At 69.4% G+C, this 17,466-nt stretch carries 17 protein-coding genes and 1 riboswitch; of the genes, 13 read left to right on the top strand and 4 right to left on the bottom strand.

What is annotated here, in order from left to right; genetic code table 11:
* Nucleotides 1-26 precede the first annotated feature (26 nt).
* The 8 genes from G6035_RS01500 to G6035_RS01465 all read left to right on the top strand — a co-directional run bounded on the left by G6035_RS01500 (nt 27) and on the right by G6035_RS01465 (nt 9,492).
* Nucleotides 27-788, top strand: coding sequence for a metalloregulator ArsR/SmtB family transcription factor (locus tag G6035_RS01500; protein ID WP_176615294.1), 762 nt, complete (start codon nt 27-29; stop codon nt 786-788).
* Complete coding sequence (locus G6035_RS01495; protein ID WP_371130775.1) at nt 785-1,996, top strand: hypothetical protein; 1,212 nt, start codon at nt 785-787, stop codon at nt 1,994-1,996. Before G6035_RS01500 ends, G6035_RS01495 begins: the two co-directional genes overlap by 4 nt.
* Nucleotides 1,993-4,698: a multicopper oxidase domain-containing protein gene (locus tag G6035_RS01490; RefSeq protein WP_371130773.1), complete on the top strand. Its 2,706-nt coding sequence runs from the start codon at nt 1,993-1,995 to the stop codon at nt 4,696-4,698. The genes G6035_RS01495 and G6035_RS01490 overlap by 4 nt, the downstream gene beginning before the upstream one ends.
* Before the next feature lie 156 nt (nt 4,699-4,854).
* Nucleotides 4,855-5,064, top strand: coding sequence for a hypothetical protein (locus tag G6035_RS01485; protein WP_176615293.1), 210 nt, complete (start codon nt 4,855-4,857; stop codon nt 5,062-5,064).
* A 30-nt stretch (nt 5,065-5,094) separates the two neighbouring features.
* Nucleotides 5,095-6,315 (top strand): FAD-dependent monooxygenase, encoded by a 1,221-nt coding sequence (locus tag G6035_RS01480; RefSeq protein ID WP_176615292.1) that lies wholly within the window; start codon nt 5,095-5,097, stop codon nt 6,313-6,315.
* Nucleotides 6,316-6,680: 365 nt separating this feature from the next.
* Nucleotides 6,681-7,970 (top strand): adenylosuccinate synthase, encoded by a 1,290-nt coding sequence (locus tag G6035_RS01475; RefSeq protein ID WP_176615291.1) that lies wholly within the window; start codon nt 6,681-6,683, stop codon nt 7,968-7,970.
* A 136-nt stretch (nt 7,971-8,106) separates the two neighbouring features.
* Nucleotides 8,107-8,913 (top strand): carbon-nitrogen hydrolase family protein, encoded by an 807-nt coding sequence (locus G6035_RS01470; RefSeq protein ID WP_176615290.1) that lies wholly within the window; start codon nt 8,107-8,109, stop codon nt 8,911-8,913.
* Between the two features lie 63 nt (nt 8,914-8,976).
* Nucleotides 8,977-9,492, top strand: a complete 516-nt coding sequence (locus tag G6035_RS01465) for an SUKH-4 family immunity protein (protein ID WP_176615289.1) — start codon at nt 8,977-8,979, stop codon at nt 9,490-9,492.
* A 110-nt stretch (nt 9,493-9,602) separates the two neighbouring features.
* Here the strand turns inward: G6035_RS01465 and G6035_RS01460 are convergent, their stop codons facing one another.
* On the bottom strand, nt 9,603-10,814 hold the full coding sequence (locus tag G6035_RS01460) for a cobalamin-independent methionine synthase II family protein (RefSeq protein ID WP_176615288.1): 1,212 nt from the start codon (nt 10,812-10,814) through the stop codon (nt 9,603-9,605).
* 11 nt (nt 10,815-10,825) lie between these two features.
* A riboswitch (SAM riboswitch) is annotated at nt 10,826-10,938 on the bottom strand.
* A gap of 114 nt (nt 10,939-11,052) precedes the next feature.
* Between G6035_RS01460 and G6035_RS01455 the strand changes: the two genes are divergently transcribed.
* From G6035_RS01455 to G6035_RS01435, 5 genes are all read left to right on the top strand, one after another.
* The gene (locus tag G6035_RS01455) at nt 11,053-11,469 is read left to right on the top strand and encodes a CoA-binding protein (protein WP_176615287.1); all 417 of its coding nucleotides are present in this window, start codon (nt 11,053-11,055) and stop codon (nt 11,467-11,469) included.
* A gap of 18 nt (nt 11,470-11,487) precedes the next feature.
* Complete coding sequence (locus G6035_RS01450) at nt 11,488-12,327, top strand: polysaccharide deacetylase family protein (protein ID WP_256127653.1); 840 nt, start codon at nt 11,488-11,490, stop codon at nt 12,325-12,327.
* Between the two features lie 69 nt (nt 12,328-12,396).
* On the top strand, nt 12,397-12,969 hold the full coding sequence (locus G6035_RS01445; protein WP_176615286.1) for a dihydrofolate reductase family protein: 573 nt from the start codon (nt 12,397-12,399) through the stop codon (nt 12,967-12,969).
* Nucleotides 12,966-13,373 carry an MmcQ/YjbR family DNA-binding protein gene (locus G6035_RS01440; protein ID WP_371130770.1) on the top strand — a complete coding sequence of 136 codons (408 nt, stop codon included), beginning with the start codon at nt 12,966-12,968 and terminating at the stop codon, nt 13,371-13,373. The genes G6035_RS01445 and G6035_RS01440 overlap by 4 nt, the downstream gene beginning before the upstream one ends.
* The gene (locus tag G6035_RS01435) at nt 13,357-13,926 is read left to right on the top strand and encodes a DUF1990 family protein (protein ID WP_371130769.1); all 570 of its coding nucleotides are present in this window, start codon (nt 13,357-13,359) and stop codon (nt 13,924-13,926) included. Before G6035_RS01440 ends, G6035_RS01435 begins: the two co-directional genes overlap by 17 nt.
* Before the next feature lie 88 nt (nt 13,927-14,014).
* On the opposite strand, the gene purL is transcribed toward G6035_RS01435, so the two are convergent.
* The 3 genes from purL to purS are packed head-to-tail and all read right to left on the bottom strand — an operon-like array spanning nt 14,015 to nt 17,352.
* The gene (purL, locus tag G6035_RS01430; protein ID WP_176615285.1) at nt 14,015-16,345 is read right to left on the bottom strand and encodes a phosphoribosylformylglycinamidine synthase subunit PurL; all 2,331 of its coding nucleotides are present in this window, start codon (nt 16,343-16,345) and stop codon (nt 14,015-14,017) included.
* Nucleotides 16,346-17,098, bottom strand: coding sequence for a phosphoribosylformylglycinamidine synthase subunit PurQ (purQ, locus tag G6035_RS01425; protein WP_176615284.1), 753 nt, complete (start codon nt 17,096-17,098; stop codon nt 16,346-16,348).
* Nucleotides 17,095-17,352: a phosphoribosylformylglycinamidine synthase subunit PurS gene (purS, locus tag G6035_RS01420; RefSeq protein WP_176615283.1), complete on the bottom strand. Its 258-nt coding sequence runs from the start codon at nt 17,350-17,352 to the stop codon at nt 17,095-17,097. The genes purQ and purS overlap by 4 nt, the downstream gene beginning before the upstream one ends.
* Between the last annotated feature and the right edge of the window lie 114 nt (nt 17,353-17,466).

Raw genomic sequence — 17,466 nt, 5'->3', positions numbered from 1 at the left:
GAGCTTATATTACTACAATAAATTCCGTGGAAAATAATATTTCGGGACCACCGCTGCGCGGGCCCAAACCGGGCGGCACGGAGCCCGTCGCCCCCATTTCCAAGGCGCGCGCAGCGGTGCTCGAACGTCTCCGCTCCTCCGCCGTCCCGCTCACCGTGGACGCCCTGGCCGCCGAAACCGGCCAGCACCCCAACACGGCCCGTGAGCACCTGGACGCCCTGGTGGCCGCCGGCTTTGCCACCAGGACGACGGCGCACCGTTCCGGCCGCGGGCGGCCCGCCTCCCTTTATGCCCCCGCCGTGCCCGAGCAGCGGCCTGCCGGCTACGCCGCCCTGGCCGCAGCGCTGGCCCGCCACATTGCCTCCACGAGCGACGACCCAGCCGCCGCCGGGGACCTTGCCGGCAGGCAGTGGGCCCATGTCCTGTCCGGCCGCGCCGGGGCCGGAACTGCAGGATCTGCCGGATCTGCAGGAACGGGCGCGGCCGGCACCTGCCGCACAGTGCCCGGTCCCGCCCGGCGGCGCAGGACGCGCCTGAACGTTGCGGCATCGCTGCGGGATGCCGGCTTTGGCATCCAGGGCAATGCCGACGCCACCGACTTCACCCTGACCACCTGCCCCATCGTGGCGGCGGCCCGGGAAAACCCGGCCGTGGTCTGTGCCGTGCACCTGGGGCTGGTCAAGGGCCTGTTGGAAGGCAGCGGCGTCCCGGAGGACGGGGTTGAGCTGGTCCCCTTTGCCGCCCCGGGGATCTGCACCCTGCGCCTGCCGTCGGCTGCCGCCACGTGAGTGCCGGACGCCGGCCGGGCGCCCCGCAGGAGACCGGAGCCGCGGTGCCCGCCGCTGTGCCGCCGGGAAGCCGGCCGCCGAAACCCCGAAAGTCGAAGGCCGGCCGGGAACGCCGGACCCGGGCGTTTCTGCGCCGGCCCGGCTTCAGGATGCTCTTCCTGCTGCCCGCCGGGGCGGCCTTGCTGGTGGGGTTGAACGCCGGCCTGCAGCTGATGGGTGCCGACGCGCCGCTGAAGCTGGACAGGTTCCCGGAAATCCACGGCATGCTGCTGGTCCTGGGCTTTGTGGGCACCGTGATTGCCCTGGAACGCTCCGTGGCGCTGGGCCGGGCCGCCGGCTACCTCTCCCCGGCGCTGCTGGGCCTGTCCGGGCTGTTCATGATCTCCCCGCTGCCCCTGCCCGTGGGCAAGCTGGTGCTGTTGGCCGGCACCATCGCCATGCTGCTGGTGTATGTCCCGCTGTGGCGGCGCCAGCGCGACAACGTGGTGCTGATCCAGGTCCTTGGCGGGGTGGCGGCCGTCGGTGCGGCGGCGCTGTGGGTGCGCGTGCCCGACGTCGCAGTCCTGCTGCCGTTTTTGATCGGCTTCGTGGTGCTTACCATTGCCGGGGAACGGCTGGAACTGGCCAGGATCGGCATTACCAGTCCGCGGGCTGAACCCATCCTGACGCTGCTGGCGTTCGCCATGACCATCTCCACGGTGGCCACGCTGTTGTGGCCCGCCGGAGGTTACCCGCTCTTCGGGCTCTCGCTGCTGGCCATCGTGGCCTGGCTGGCGGGCTATGACGCCGCCCGCAAGACCATCCGCGGCCAGGGCCTGCCGCGCTACATTGCCGCGTGCCTGCTGGCGGGCTACGGCTGGTTGGCGATTGCCGGCGTCGTGCTGGCGCTCCATGACCGGACGCTGGACGGCGCCGCCTATGACGCGGTGCTCCACGCGGTGTTCCTCGGCTTCACCATTTCCATGATCATGGCCCACGCGTCCGTGATCCTGCCGGCCGTGTTGCGCAAGCCGCTGCCGTACACCGAGCTGTTCTGGGTCCCGGCGGTGCTGCTGCAGGCATCGCTGCTGTTGCGGCTGGGCCTGGGCGACGCCGCCGGCATCCACGGCGCGTGGGTCGCCGGCGGCGTGCTCAATGTCATCTCCCTCCTGCTTTTCGCCGTCATGGCGGTCTGGCAGGCCACCCACCCTCCGAAAGCTGTTGCGTGAACATCTTCCTGACACCGCCGGGGAAACCCGCAGCCCCGCAAGGTCCCGGCGGCATGAACCGGGCCGGCTGGCACCTGCGCGCCAACGCCCCTGCCGTGTTTTGGCTGGTGGCGCTGGTGGTGGTGGTCCTCATCCACCGCAACGTCCCGGATTCAGGCTGGCTCATGGTGCACCTGCTGTTCCTGGGCGCCGTCACCAACTCGATCCTCGTGTGGAGCTGGCACTTCGCCCAGGCCTTGCTGCGCGGGCCCACCCCGGACTCCCGCGGCATGGCCGCACGGCTGGTGCTGCTCAACGTGGCGGTGCTGGCCGTGGTGGTGTCCATGGTGGCGGACATCTGGCTGCTGACGCTGCTGGGCAGCATCCTGGTCGGCGCCGTGGTGGCCGCGCACGCCGTGGTGCTGGGCCTGCGCGCCCGCCGGGCCCTGCCGTCCCGCTTCGGCGCCACCGTCTGGTATTACGTTGCCGCCTGCCTGCTGCTGCCCGTCGGCGCAGGCGTGGGTGCCGCGCTGGCCGCGAACGTTGCCGGCGAGGCCCACGCACGGCTGCTGCTGGTCCACCTCTCCGTGAACGTGCTCGGCTTTGTGGGCCTCACCGTCATGGGCACGCTGATGACGCTGCTGCCCACCATGCTGCGCACCCGCGTGGCCGACGGCGCCGACCAGGTGGCCCGCCACGGCGCCTTCCCGCTGCTGGCCGGGGTGCTCCTGACGGCCGCCGGGGCCGCCGCCGGCGTCATGTTCCTGTGCACCGTGGGCCTGCTGGCCTACCTGGGCGGGGTGGTCTACGTGTGCATTCCGCTGGCGAAGGCCGTGCGCGGCAAGCCGCCGGTCAACTTCGCCCCGCTGTCCGCCATCGCCGCGATCGTGTGGCTGGCGGTCTCGCTCACCCGGCTGGCCGGGCTGACGGCAACCGCGGGGTCCTGGACGGCGCTGCACCAGGGCATCGAATCCGTGGCGCCCGTGCTGGCGGCGGGCTTTGCCGCCCAGGTGCTCGGCGCGGCCCTGAGCTACCTGCTCCCGGTGGTTTTGGGCGGCGGCCCGGCGCGGGTCAGGCAGCGCACCGCCATCCTGGACAAGGCGGCCGTGTTCCGCGTGGTCCTGGTCAACGTGGCGCTGGTGGCGTCCCTGCTGCCCGTGCCCAGCCTGGTCCGGGTGGGCACCGCCTTCCTGGTCCTGGCGGGCCTGGCCTGGTTCCTGCCGCTGCTGGGCGTGGCGCTGCTGGCGAAACCTTTGGAAAGTTCGACGCCGGGTGCCCGGCCGGCCGCCCCGGCCGCCGGTGCCGGCGCCCCTTCCCCGCGCGCCGCCTGGAACCCGGCCCCCGGCCGCCGGTGGGGGATGGCAGCCGCCGGGCTGGCCGTCGTCGTACTGGTGGTGGTGGCCGGAATCGTGGCCGACCCGTCGTCCCTGCCCGGGCCCAGCCAGGCGGGCACGCAGGCCGCCGTCCACGCCACGGGCCAGACCACCACGGTGGAAATGACCATGAAGGACATGCGCTTCCACCCGTCCACGGTGGACGTGCCGGCGGGCAACAGGCTGGTCATCCACGTCACGAACGTGGACAGCATGGTGCACGACCTCGTCACGGCGGGCGGTGCGGAATCCGGGCGGCTGTATCCCGGGGAGAAGGCCACCGTGGACGCGGGCGTGATTGCTGCCAACCTGGACGGCTGGTGCAGCATTGTGGGGCACCGGCAGCAGGGCATGGTGTTCAGCATCGTCGCCACGGGCGCGGCTCCGGCGCCCACGGCCATGCCGGGCATGGACCACGGGGCGTCCGGCGGGACATCCGGCACGGCTCCCGGTGCAGCGTCTCCCGGTGCGGCGTCGCTGCTGGACTTCATGAAGCAGCCTGCGGCCGGCTTCAAGGCACACAATGCCGTGATCCCGCCGCTGCCTGCCGGCACCGTGCACAACGTGGCGCTGAAGGTCACCGACCAGCTGACGGAGGTGGCCGCCGGGGTGAAGCAGACGCTGTGGACGTACAACGGCACGGCGCCGGGGCCCACGCTGCGGGGGAAGGTCGGCGACAAATTCAACGTCACGCTCACCAACGACGCCACGATGGGCCACTCGATCGACTTCCACGCCGGCTCCCTGGCCCCCGACCAGCCCATGCGCACCGTCAACCCGGGCGAGTCGCTGACATACACGTTCACGGCCACGCGCGCAGGCATCTGGATGTACCACTGCAGCACCATGCCCATGAGCGAGCACATCGCCAACGGCATGTTCGGCGCGGTCATCATCGACCCGCCGAAGCTGCCGCCGGTGGACAAGGAATACGTGCTCATCCAGTCCGAGCTGTACCTGGGCCCGCAGGACGGCGTCGCAGACCTGGCGAAAATCCAGGCAGACAAGCCGGACGCAGTGGTGTTCAACGGCTACGCCAACCAGTACGGCTTCCGCCCGCTGACGGCCAAGGTGGGCGAAAAGGTGCGCATCTGGGTGCTCGACGCCGGGCCGAACCGGGCCACGTCCTTCCACGTGGTGGGCGGGCAGTTCAGCACGGTGTGGAGCGAGGGCCGCTACCTGCTGGACGGCTCCGACCCGACGGCGGGCTCGCAGGCCCTGGCGCTGGCCCCCGCACAGGGCGGGTTCGTGGAGCTCACCTTCCCGCAGGCCGGCAGCTATCCGTTCGTCTCGCACTACATGGTCGACGCCGAGCGCGGCGCCCGCGGCGTGTTCAAGGTGGCCGGCTGACCCTGGCACCGTTCCCTTGGGCCGGGGATTTCGGCGGTGCAGCTCGTGTGGCGTTCAGGGACGCCAGGCCACTTTGGCTGCACCGCCAGTTCCGGCCAGGCTGCCCCGCCCCGCGGCCCCCTCGACGGCGGGGGCTGCGTCGGGCATGATTCAGGGATGGAACAACTTGTGCCGTCACGGGCCGCCGCCGCCATTGACGCCCTCGCCGCGGACGTTGCCCATGCCGGCGTCACGGTCGGCACAATGTTTGGCGCCGTGTCGCTGATGGTGGGCGGCAAGGCACTTGGCTGCCTCCACGGCGATGCCGTCGCGTTCAAGCTTGGCCGGGACCCGGCGGGGCACGCGCAGGCGTTCGCGGCAGGCTGATGCAAAGACCCGTCGGGGAGGAGGGACCGGATGGAGCCGTACCGGACCCAGGTGGCCATTGCCGGGGCGGGGCCCGTCGGCCTGATGCTCGCCTGTGAACTGGCCGCCGCCGGGGTGGCCGTGACGGTCCTGGAGCGTGCCCTTGAGCCCGATGCCATGCCCAAGGGCAACGGCCTGGTCGGCGGGATCGTGCCCCTGCTGGCGAAGCGGGGGCTGTTGCGCGGCCAGCAGGGCGTGCACGCCATCCCCGTGCCCCGCTACTCCTTCGGGGCGCTGCCGCTGCGGCTGAACCCGCTGCGGCCCAACGCCCTGCGGATCCTGCCCATCCCGCAGCGCCGGCTGGAGGCGCTGCTGGAGGAACGGGCCCGGGCCGCGGGCGTGGACATCCGCCGCGGGCACGCCGTCACCGGATTTCACGACGACGGCCGGCGGGTGGCCGTGGACGTCGCCTTCGACGGCAGGGCCTGCTCCCTTGACACCGGATTCCTGGTGGGGTGCGACGGCGCGCACAGCTTCGTCCGCCACCATCTCGGCGTCGGCTTCCCGGGAACCACGGGCAGCCAACTGGTGCGGATCGGCCGCGTCACGATCCCGCCCGGCGCACTGCGCCGGCGCAGGAACGCCGTGGAACTTCCCGGCGGCCGGCGGCTGGCGCTCTTCCAGGCCAACCACACGGCGGCCGGTTCCCTCACGATCGCCCCGGTGTCGGCGCTGGTCCGCGGCGCGCCCAAGGACCTGTACGTCATCGCCACGCACGAGCCCCGGGGCAGCCAGGCGGCGGAGGCGCAAATGCCACTGCAGGAGCTGAAGGACAGCATCCGCCGTGTGCTGGGCGGGGAACTGCCGATCAGCGGCGGCCAGTGGCTGCGGTCCACGGTGGCCAACAGCCGCCTGGCCGAACGCTACCGGACCGGCCGGGTGTTCCTCGCCGGGGACGCGGCCCACGTGTTTTCCGCCGGCGGTTCCGCATTGAACACGGGGATGCTCGACGCCGTGGACCTCGCCTCCCGGCTGGCTGCGGTGCTCGGTGGCGGCTCGCCCCTGGAATCGCTTGAGGAGTATCACGCCGTCCGCCACGAAGCGGGCCGGCTGGCCCTGCTGCAGACCCGGGCGCAGGCGGCGCTGTCCGCGCCGGGCCCGGAGGCGGAGGCGCTCCGGCAGGTCCTGGGCGCGGCGTTCCGAAGCCGGCACCCGCACCGGTACCTGGCCACGCTGCTCATCGGCGGCCCGCACCGTCCGGGGCCGCCGTGACCGCCGCGGCGACGAAGAAGGATCCCGCCGGTCCGGCGAAAAGGAACACGGCCGACGCCTGCCCGCCCACCTCGGTCCGGATCTCCGCCAGGACGCCAGGCCCCGAAACCGTTGCCCCGCAGGGGCGGGCCGAACGGGGAAGGCGGGTGCCGGCGTCGTGCATCCGGCGCCTTAATGTGCGGCCGCCGCGCCCGTCCGGTAAACTTGGGACGCAAGACCCCCTTTGAGCGCAGCCAGGCGCCAATCCCTGTTGGAGACGGCCGGTGCGTTGACAAGGGGCATTTTCGTGTCCGGACGGTGTACGGCGGAACAACCGCCGAGCCATGCAGCGGCCGGCTCAACTTATGAGCAAGGGGGAGGATCCCATGCCAGCAATCGTGATCGTCGGAGCCCAGTGGGGCGACGAGGGCAAGGGCAAGGCCACGGACCTTTTGGGCGGCCGGGTCGACTATGTGGTGAAGCCCAATGGCGGCAACAATGCCGGGCACACCGTGGTGGTGGGCGGTGAGAAGTATGAGCTCAAGCTCCTTCCCGCGGGCATTTTGAGCCCCAACGCCACACCGGTCATCGGCAACGGCTGCGTGGTGAACCTGGAGGCCCTGTTCGAGGAGATCGAGGGCCTGCAGGCGCGCGGGGCGGACACCTCCAAGCTGCGCATCTCCGCCAACGCCCACCTGGTGGCCCCGTACCACCAGGTGCTGGACAAGGTCACCGAACGCTTCCTGGGCAAGCGCGCCATCGGCACCACCGGCCGCGGGATCGGCCCGGCCTACATGGACAAGGTGGCCCGCCTGGGCATCCGCATCCAGGACGTCTTTGACGAATCCATCCTGCGCCAGAAGGTGGAAGGATCGCTGAAGCAAAAGAACCAGCTGCTGGTCAAGGTGTACAACCGCCGCGCCGTGGACATCGACGAGACGGTGGAGTACTTTCTCGCCTTCGCCGAGCGCCTGCGCCCCATGGTCATCGACTCCACCTACGTCCTCAACGAGGCGCTGGACCGCGGCGAAGTGGTGCTCATGGAAGGCGGGCAGGCCACGTTCCTGGACGTCGACCACGGCACCTACCCATTCGTGACCTCCTCCAACCCGACCGCCGGCGGCGCCTCCGTGGGCTCCGGGATCGGCCCCACCCGCATCACCCGCGCCGTGGGCATCATCAAGGCCTACACCACGCGTGTCGGCGCCGGCCCGTTTCCCACGGAGCTCTTTGACGAGATGGGCATCTACCTGCAGAAGACCGGCGGCGAATTCGGTGTCAACACCGGCCGCCCGCGCCGCTGCGGCTGGTACGACGCCATGCTGGCCCGCCACGCCTCCCGCGTCAACGGCTTCACGGACTACTTCCTCACCAAGCTGGACGTGCTCACCGGCATCGAGCAGATCCCGGTGTGCGTGGCCTACGACGTCGACGGGGTCCGGCACGACGAAATGCCGATGACGCAGACCGACTTCCACCACGCCAAGCCGATCTTCGAGTACTTCCCGGGCTGGACCGAGGACATCTGCGGCGCCCGCACCATGGAGGACCTGCCGGAAAACGCCCGCAACTACATCCTGGCGCTGGAGGCCATGTCCGGGACCCGGATCTCCGCCATCGGCGTGGGCCCTGACCGCGACCAGACCATCGTGCGCCACGACCTCATCGCCGGCTGACACCGGGGCCGCGCCGTAGGGCGGCGACGCCCCAGGGGGGACGACGGCGGAACTTAAGTTCCGCCGTCGTCCCCCCTTTTTTGGGGGCCGGGAAGACTACGCTGGAGGTAAGTCAACCCACGGTAAGGAAGTTGCGATGAAGGTCAGCGTTGGACAGTTCAACCCGGGCGGCGAGGTGGCCGGCAACCTGGCGGTGATGCGCCGCCTGGCCACCGAAGCGCGGGCCGACGGCGGGCGCCTGGTTGTCTTCCCCGAGGAATCCATGTTCTCCGTGGGCCGCGTGGCCGGGGATTTCGCGGCGGCCGTGGACGCGACGTGGAGCACCTTCGTCCAGGGCGTCTCGCGCATCGCGGCGGAGGTGGGCATTGCCGTGGTTGCCGGCGGGTATGAATCCAGCGGCGAGGCCCGCCCGTACAACACGCTGGTGGCCGTGGACGAGGACGGCGCCATCCTGGGCACCTACCGCAAGCTGCACCTCTACGACGCGTTTTCCTACCAGGAGTCGCGCCGGATCAAGCCCGGCGACAAAGGGGTGACGCTGGTGCAGATCGGCGGCTTCCAGGTGGGCATCATGACCTGCTACGACCTCCGTTTTCCGGAACTGGCCCGGGCGCTGGCGGTGGCCGGTGCGGACCTGGTGTGCGTGGCCGCGGCCTGGTTCAAGGGCGACCACAAGGTGGAGCACTGGGAGACGCTGCTGAAGGCCCGTGCCATCGAAAACACGGTGTGGATCGCCGCGGCCGGCACGTCCAGCGACCACTGCATCGGGCACTCGGCCGTGCTGGACCCCATGGGCATACCGCAGGACTTCCTGGCCGACGAGGCCGAAGGCGTCGCCACGGCGGACGTGACGCACAAGCGCATCGAGGAAGTGCGCGAATTCCTGCCCGTGCTGCGAAACCGGCGCTTTGAGGGGAATTCAGCGGTGGTCCCGGCCGGATGAAAATATGCCATTGACGGCACGGGTCCACGTGGTTAGTGTCAGCATTAAGGGCAGGAGGAGACCATGAACGATTCCAGGATTTGGGCCGCGCTTGAGCCGCTGCATCCGTCGGCGTTGGAAGACATGCCGATGGACGGCACATGGCTGAAGCCCCCCTACAGCAACGACGCCGGCGGCCGTGCCGTGGTGTGCAACGACGGCGACTTCCAGTTTGTGGTGGTCGACCGGAAGAAGGGCTCCGTGCACTTTGTCTGCGAGGATGACGAGTCCCTCATCGCCTCCAGCCTGGACACCTTTGTGAAAATCGTGACCGCCTGGGGGGCCATTGACCGCGACGTCCCCGGCCCCGAGGACGACGAGGAGTTTTCGGAAGTCCGCAAGTCCTTCGAATCGCAGTTGAAGGTGCTGGACCCGCCGGCCGCGGGCCTCAACGAGTTTTGGTCCCTGTACACGGAGGAACTGACCAGTGACGATTACGTGGACTTCGACGACCTTGACGATGAGGAAGAGGAAGAACGCGAAACCGACACCGGGGACAATGACCGCCCCGGCGCCGACGAGTCGTTCAGCGTCGCCTAGCCTCCCGGAGCCCTGGCGCTGCCGCAGCCCCGCAACTGGGTCGCAGTAGTTGCGGTTTTATCAACTGGTTCCAGTTGACGTGCTGTAACTATTGCGACCCAGCTCTGCGTTTACCGCCAGAGGCGTCGCGAGGCGATTTCCGCACCCTGCCCGAGGGCCTGCAGCTTCGCCGCCGCGATCTGCGGGTGGACGCGTCCGCCCAGCCCGCAGTCGGTGGAGGCGATGACCGCCTCCCGGCCCACCACGGAGGCGAAGCGCTCAATGCGGTCCGCCACCAGCTCCGGATGCTCCACCACGTTCGTGGCATGGGAGACGACGCCGGGGATGATCGACTTGCCCTCCGGCAGCTTCGTGTCCTGCCAGATCTTCCATTCATGCTCGTGGCGCACGTTGGCGGCCTCGAAGGAATAGGCGCCGGCGTTGATGGCCAGCACCTCGTCCAGGATGTCCGCGAAGGGGATGTCGGTGGTGTGCGGCCCGTGCCAGGAACCCCAGCACACATGCAGCCGGATCTTCTCCTGCGGCAGCCCGCGCAAGGCGTGGTTGGTGGCCTCGACCCGCAGTTGGATGAACTTCTTGTAGTCCGCCAGGGCCGGTTCCGGGTTCACCTGGTCCCAGCTTTCGGCCAGTGACGGGTCGTCGAGCTGGACGGTCAGCCCGGCGTCGATGATGGCCTTGTACTCCTCCCGCATGGCGTCGGCACAGGCATAGAGCAGTTCCTCGTCGCTGGCGTAGTAGTCGTTGGCCAGCCGGGCGCAGGAACCAGGGGACAGGGCCGCCATGAAGCCCTCGGACAGGCCGGCCGCAGCCAGGCCCCGTCCCAGGTTGGCCACGTCCGAGGCAACCTGGGTCTGGCCGGTGTATGTCAGCGGCCCCACGATCTTGGGCTGCGTGGTGGCCTTGCGGTGGGCCAGGATGCCGGAGGCCGGGTCGCTGTAGGCCTCGTTGAACCTCTGCCGGTCGCGGCGGTCCGGAAAGGAGGTCAGCACCACGTTGCCGGGCGAGGACCGGTGCACCTCGGCGTCGGCCCAGCGGTCCACGTTGGTCGCTTCCAGGCCGCCGAGGCGCCCGAAGGAGTAATTCCACCAGGCACCGTAATCGACCGCGTTGGACATGGTGTGGCCGTATTCGCCGTCGTTGGGGATGTCAATGCCGGCAGCCTGCTGGCGCGCCACGATGTCCACCACCGATTCGGTGAGGAGGTCCCGGTAGCCGGCGGTGTCGCCGCTGGCCCCGCGCTCGGCGTTGGCCGCCAGGAGGGCGGGGGTGCGGGGCAGGGAGCCGGCATGGGTGGTGCGGATGTGGTCGGTGTTTAAAGCCACGGGTGGAGTCCTTTCCATCGTTTCTGGCGGTAGCACCGTTCCGCCGCCCACCCGGTGGAGGGTGGGCCTTGGAGGGTTGCTGCGGCGTCGCTGAGCCAGATCTCTCGGCCGCTCGGGATGGTCGGAACCATTCTGCCAAGGCGGGGGCCGCCTGCCAAAATCATTGCGGCCCGTTTCGCGCCCGCGTCGGCGGCGGGCCTGGATGCGGTAGGCCCGGCAGGGCCGTAGGGTTGGTTCCATGGCACATGTCAACGACCCCGCAACGATCCACCGCCTGCTGACAACGCCGGCCCGCTGGGCCGTGGTGGGACTGTCAAACAACCCGCTCCGGGCCGCGGTGGGCGTCTCGCTATTCCTCCAGCAGCACCTGGGCCAGGAGATCATCCCGGTGAGCCTGAAGGGCGACGACGTCCACGGGGCCAAGGGCTACAAGCTGCTCGCGGACATCCCGGGGGCCATCGACGTCGTCGATTGTTTCGTGAACTCCACCAAGGTGGGGGCCGTGGTGGACCAGGCCATCGCCGTGGGCGCCAAGGCCGTTTGGCTGCAGTTGGGCGTCGTCGACGAAGCCGCGGCGCGCCGTGCGGAGGACGCCGGGCTGGAGGTGGTCATGGACACCTGCCCCATGATCGAGGCCCGGGCCCTGGGCCTGTAGGAAGCTGCGAAAGCCGACATGCCCCACCACCTCCGCGCCGCACCGAACACCGCCCGCCGGATTGCCTTGGGCGCCGCCGTGGTGGTGGTGCTCGCCGTCCTGGCCCTCGGCGCGGTGCGCTTCCTGGGCCAGCGCACGACGCCGGCCGGCACCTCCGGCGCAACGGGCGCCCCGGCGTCGTCCCCGCCAAGCGGCCGGCCGGAGGGGCTCCGGACGACGCGGCCCGGCGCCGTGGACGGGATGGTGCCCGACTACAAGCTGCCGCCCATTGAAAACGGCATGGTCCCGGTCATCACCAGGATCCCCACCCAACAAAAAGTGGTGTTCCTGACCATTGACGACGGCCAGGTGAAGCGGAAATCGGACCTGGCGCTGCTGGAGCGGGACCACCTCAAGGCATCTCTTTTCCTGGCGCACGTGTTCATTGCCGGGCACTCGCAGTTTTACCAGGCCTACCTTGATGCCGGGTTCCGGATCGAAGACCACACCCTGACCCACAACCTGGGGTTCGTCAAGCTCCCGTACGCGCAGGTCAAGGCCGAGATCTGCGGCATGGCAGACTACGAGGAGAAGTACTTTGGCCGCCGGCCGGTCTTCTTCCGGCCGCCGGGCGGACCGTACACCAAGGCCGTGCGCCGGGCCGCGGCCGAATGCGGCATGAAGGCCATCATCGACTGGCAGGCGCGGGCCAACGCAGGCTCAATGCAGTACCAGGTGGGCCATGTGCTGCGCCCGGGCGACATTGTGCTGATGCACTTCCGGCCCGAATTTCCGATGGACCTGGCCGCCTTTGTGAAGGCGCAAAAGGCCGCCGGGCTGAAGGTGGTGCTGCTCGAGGACTACCTGGGCGTCAGCTAGGGCCGGTGCCCGGGCCGGCCGTGCCCCGCGTAGTGCCCCGCGCCGTGCCGGACGGGTAGCCTTGGAAACATGACCAGGACCGTCTACTACACCGCCAGCACGCTCAACGGCTTTTTGGCCGACCCGGACAACTCGCTTGCCTGGCTGTTTGCCGTGGACGACGCCGGCGCACCGGACATTGCCGCCTTCATGGACGGCATGGGTGTCCTGGTGGAGGGCTCCACCACCTACGAATGGGTGCTGCGCGAGGAGAAGCTGTTGGAAAATCCCGCGCGATGGCAGCAGCTTTACGGGACGAGGCCCACGTACGTTTTCACCACGCGCGCGCTGCCCGTGCCCGACGGCGCCGACGTCCGCCTTGTCCGCGGCCCCGTCGCGGATGCCCTGCCGGACATTGTGGCGGCGGCGGGGGAGCAGGACGTCTGGGTGGTGGGCGGCGGCGAGCTGGCCGGCCAGTTCCTGGACATCGGCGCCCTCGACGGGCTGGTGGTCACCCTTGCACCCGCCCTGCTGGCCGGCGGGGCCCCGATGCTGCCACGCAACCTGGGTCCGGACCGCCTGGAACTGCGGGGCGCCGACATGTTCGGGCAGTTTGCCCAGCTGAGCTACGCCGTGAAAAAAGCAGCGCCGGTGGGCCCGTGAGCATCTCAGCCGATGCCTTGCGGGCCGCGGCCCTGAAGTTCCCCGGCAGCTACGAAGACTTCCCCTTTGGCCCGGAAACATCGGTCTTCAAGGTCAGGGCGCCCAGCAGCGGCGGTGACCGCTGGGTGGGAAAGGTGTTTGCGCTGGGCGACCTGGGCCAGGAGGTCCTGTCCATCAGCCTCAAGTGCGATCCCCTCCTGGCCGCACAGCTGCGTGCGGCCAACCCGGGCATCATCCCCGGCTACCACCTCAACAAACGGCACTGGAACACCGTGGATTGTTCCGTGGTGGAGTCGGGGATGGTGCTGGACATGCTCGAGGATTCCTACGACCTGGTGGTGGCCGGACTGCCGCGAAAACAACAATCAGCCCTGGAGTGGAGTGCCCGTGTTGCCAAAGACTAGCCGTGGCGGCTTGAATTACCCCGAACTGGGACGGACCCGCCTGAACGCGGAACTGCCCTCAGGGCAGGCGCGGTGGCCGGACGGCTTTGGCCACGTGGACCGGCAGATCCGCGTCGGCTCCGGGGACGCCGTCTTCAAGGCGCTGGCAGAGGGCATCCTGACATGGCAGATCCAGCGCCGCGCCGGCCTCCGGGTGGCAGCGCCCCCGCGCGCCGTGGTGGGGGCGCGGGTGGTGAGCGGCTTCGGCGTCGGCGACCTCCGGATGCCGGTCCCGTGCCAGGTGGTCTGGGCACTGGAACCGACCGGTGCCCTGCGCAGCGACGGCACCGAGGTGGAGCTGGCAGGCTTCGGCTACGGCACGCTTCCGGGACACCCGGCCCTGGGCGAGGAGGCGTTTGTGGCCATGAAGGCCTCCGATGGCGGCGTGTACTTCCGCCTCCTGGCGTTCAGCCGGCCCTCGGGCCTGCTGTTCAAGCTGGGCGCCCCGGTCACGAAGCTGACCCAGCGGAACGTCACGAAATCATACCTGCAGGCAGCCCGTTCCCTCACTTAAGCAACTGGGTCGCAGTTGTTGCCATATCATCAACCGAAATAAGTTGATTGATGGCAACAACTGCGACCCAGTTGGACAGCGGCGGGGGTCAGCCGAAGTGCTTCGGCAGCGTCCCCTCGTGTGCCTCGCGGAGCTCGTCGAGCGGGGCGGTGAACAGCCCTTGGACGTCCAGGGCGCCGCCGGCGGCGTCCACCACGCCGATCCGGGACACCGGGAAGCGGCGGGCCGTGCACATGTCGTTGAAGCGGACCTCTTCGCTGCGCGGGACGGACACGATGGCCCGGCCCTGCGTCTCGGAGAACAGCAGCGTGAAGATGTCCACGCCGTCGCGGGCGGCCACCTCGTCCAGGGCCACGCGGGCGCCGGTGTTGTTCCGCAGCGAGGACTCCACCAGCGCGGCTGCCAGGCCGCCCTCGGAGAGGTCGTGGGCGGCGTCGACCATGCCGTCGCGCGAGGCGTTGATCAGGATCTCGCCCAGCTCGCGCTCACGCTTGAGGTCCACCTTCGGGGCGGCACCGCCCAGGTGGCCGCGCAGGTTGGCCCACTCGGAGCCGTCCAGCTCGGCGGCCGTGGTGCCCAGCAGGTAGATGGCCTGCCCGTCCTCGGCCCAGCCCGACGGCGTGCGGCGGGCGACGTCGTCGAACTTGCCCAGGACGGCCACCACGGGGGAGGGGTGGATCGGGGTGGCGCCGGTCTGGTTGTACAGGGAGACGTTGCCGCCGGTGACCGGGATGCCCAGCTCCATGCAGGCGTCGGAGAGCCCGCGGATGGCCTCGGCCAGCTGCCACATGACGTCCGGGTCCTCGGGGGAGCCGAAGTTCAGGCAGTCGGAGACGGCCATGGGGATGGCGCCGGAGGTGGCCACGTTGCGGTAGGCCTCGGCCAGTGCCAGCTGTGCGCCGTGGTACGGGTCAAGGTAGGTGTAGCGGCCGTTGGCGTCGGTGGCCAGGGCCACGCCGAGGCCGGTTTCCTCGTCGACGCGGACCACGCCGGCGTCGTCCGGGAACGCCATGGCCGTGTTGCCGCCCACGTAGCGGTCGTACTGGTTGGTGATCCAGTCCTTTGAGCACATGTTGGGGGAGGCGATGAGTTCCAGCACGGCGGCCTTCAGCTCCTCCGGCGTGGAGGGGCGGCCGGCGTCCTGCACGGAGCCGGTGAAGGTGTCCGCCTGCAGCGCGTCCTGCCACGTGGGGCGGGCGTACGGGCGGTCGTAGACCGGGCCGTCGTGTGCCACGGTGCGGGGATCGACGTCGACAATGACCTCGCCCTCCCACTTGATGATCAGGCGGCCGGTGCCGGTGACCTCGCCGAGCCAGGAGTACTCCACGGCCCACTTGTCCATGACGGCCTCAAACGCGGCGACGTTCGCGGGGGAGACCACGGCCATCATGCGTTCCTGCGACTCGGACATCAGGATCTCGCCCGGGGTCAGGGTCGGGTCGCGCAGCAGCACGGACGTCAGCTCAACTTCCATGCCGCCGTCGCCGTTGGAGGCCAGCTCGCTGGTGGCGCAGGAGATGCCCGCGGCGCCCAGGTCCTGGATGCCCTCCACGAGGGAGCCCTTGAACAGCTCCAGGCAGCACTCGATGAGCACCTTTTCGGCGAAGGGGTCGCCCACCTGGACGGCGGGGCGCTTGGACGGCTTGGTGGAATCGAACGACTCGCTGGCCAGCACCGAGGCGCCGCCAATGCCGTCGCCGCCCGTGCGGGCACCGAACAGGACCACCTTGTTGCCCAGGCCGGACGCGTTGGCCAGGCGGATGTCCTCGTGGCGCATGACGCCCACGGCCAGCGCGTTGACCAGCGGGTTGCCCTGGTAGATCGGGTCAAAGACCATCTCGCCGCCGATGTTCGGCAGCCCCAGCGAGTTGCCGTAGCCGCCAATGCCGGCGACCGCCCCGTGCATGACGCGGGCCGTGTCCGGGTGGTCGATGGCGCCAAAGCGCAGCGGGTCCATGACGGCCACCGGGCGCGCACCCATGGAGATGATGTCGCGGACAATGCCGCCGATGCCCGTTGCGGCACCCTGGTAGGGCTCCACGAACGACGGCGAGTTGTGGCTTTCGATCTTGAACGTGACGGCCCAGCCGTCCCCCAGGTTGGTCACGCCGGCGTTTTCGCCGATGCCCACCATCATGTCCTTCTTCATTTCCTCCGTGACCTTGTCGCCAAACTGGCGCAGGTGGTTCTTGGAGGACTTGTAGGAGCAGTGCTCGCTCCACATGACCGAGTACATGGCGAGCTCCGCGCCGGTGGGGCGGCGCCCCAAAACCTTCACGACGTCGTCGTACTCGTTTTGCTTCAGGCCCAGCTCGGCCCAGGGCAGCTCGACGTCGGGGGTCGCGGCGGCGTTTTCCACCGTGTCGATGTTGAACTTCTTCGTTTCCCCGGCGACCGGGGCGCTTGAGATCTCGGACATTTATTTGCCTCCCAGAAGCGTGTTCAGGACAGAGGTGAAGAAGCCCCGGCCGTCCGTGCCGGTGTGGCCGGGGCCGTAGCCGGCCTCCACGGCGTGTTCGGGGTGCGGCATGAGCCCCACCACGTTGCCGGCGGCGTTGGCGATGCCGGCGATGTTGCGGCGGGAGCCGTTGGGGTTGGCGCCCACATAGCGGAAGGCGACGCGGCCCTCTGCCTCCAGGGCGTCAAGGGTCTTCTCGTCCGCGATGTACTGGCCGTCCTGGTTTTTCAGCGGAACGGTGATTTCCGCACCGGGCTGGTACGCGTTGGTCCAGGCGCTGGTGTTGTTTTCCACGCGCAGGACCTGGTCGCGGCACAGGAACTTCAGGTGGTCGTTCTTGATCATGGAACCGGGGAGCAGGTGTGCCTCGGTGAGGATCTGGAAGCCGTTGCAGATGCCCAGCACGGGCAGCCTGGCATCGGAGTTTGCTGCCTTGACGATCTCGGTCATGAGCGGCGCGAAGCGCGAGATGGCGCCGGCGCGCAGGTAGTCGCCGTAGGAGAAGCCGCCGGGGATGATGACGGCGTCCACGCCGTCCAGGCTGGTGTCGCCGTGCCACAGTTCGACGGCGGTGGCGCCGGAGACGCGCACGGCGCGGATGGCGTCGCGGTCATCGAGGGTGCCGGGGAAGGTGACGACGCCGATCCGGGCGCCGGCCAGGCGGGAATCGGCGGGGGCGCCCTGGTATGAGCCGATCAGGGGGGTCTCGGTCATGCCCGGTCCGCCACAACCTCGACGTTGACCACGTCTTCGATCACCGGGTTGGAAAGCATGGTTTCCGCCGCCTCCCGGGCCTGCGCGAGGATCTCGTCCGTCACCTCGCCGTCAACTGTCAGTTCAAAGCGTTTGCCCTGCCGGACGCCGGAAAATGCGGTGAAACCCAGGCGGGGAAGTGCGCCAACAATGGCCTTTCCCTGCGGGTCAAGGATTTCGGGCTTGAGCATGACATCGACAACGATCCGGGGCATCCGCTGGACTCCTGTTTTAAAGGGGGGTGGCCACGGATTGCCGTCTTACGCCGTCCTTGGCCAGGCCAAGGGCCTGAAAGATGAAACGCTCCGCGAGCTTGCCCTTTCATTCTA

Origin of the sequence: Arthrobacter sp. SDTb3-6 (assembly GCF_013376095.1) — a bacterium.
GTDB lineage: Bacteria > Actinomycetota > Actinomycetes > Actinomycetales > Micrococcaceae > Specibacter.
This window is presented reverse-complemented; position numbering and strand designations above follow the sequence as displayed.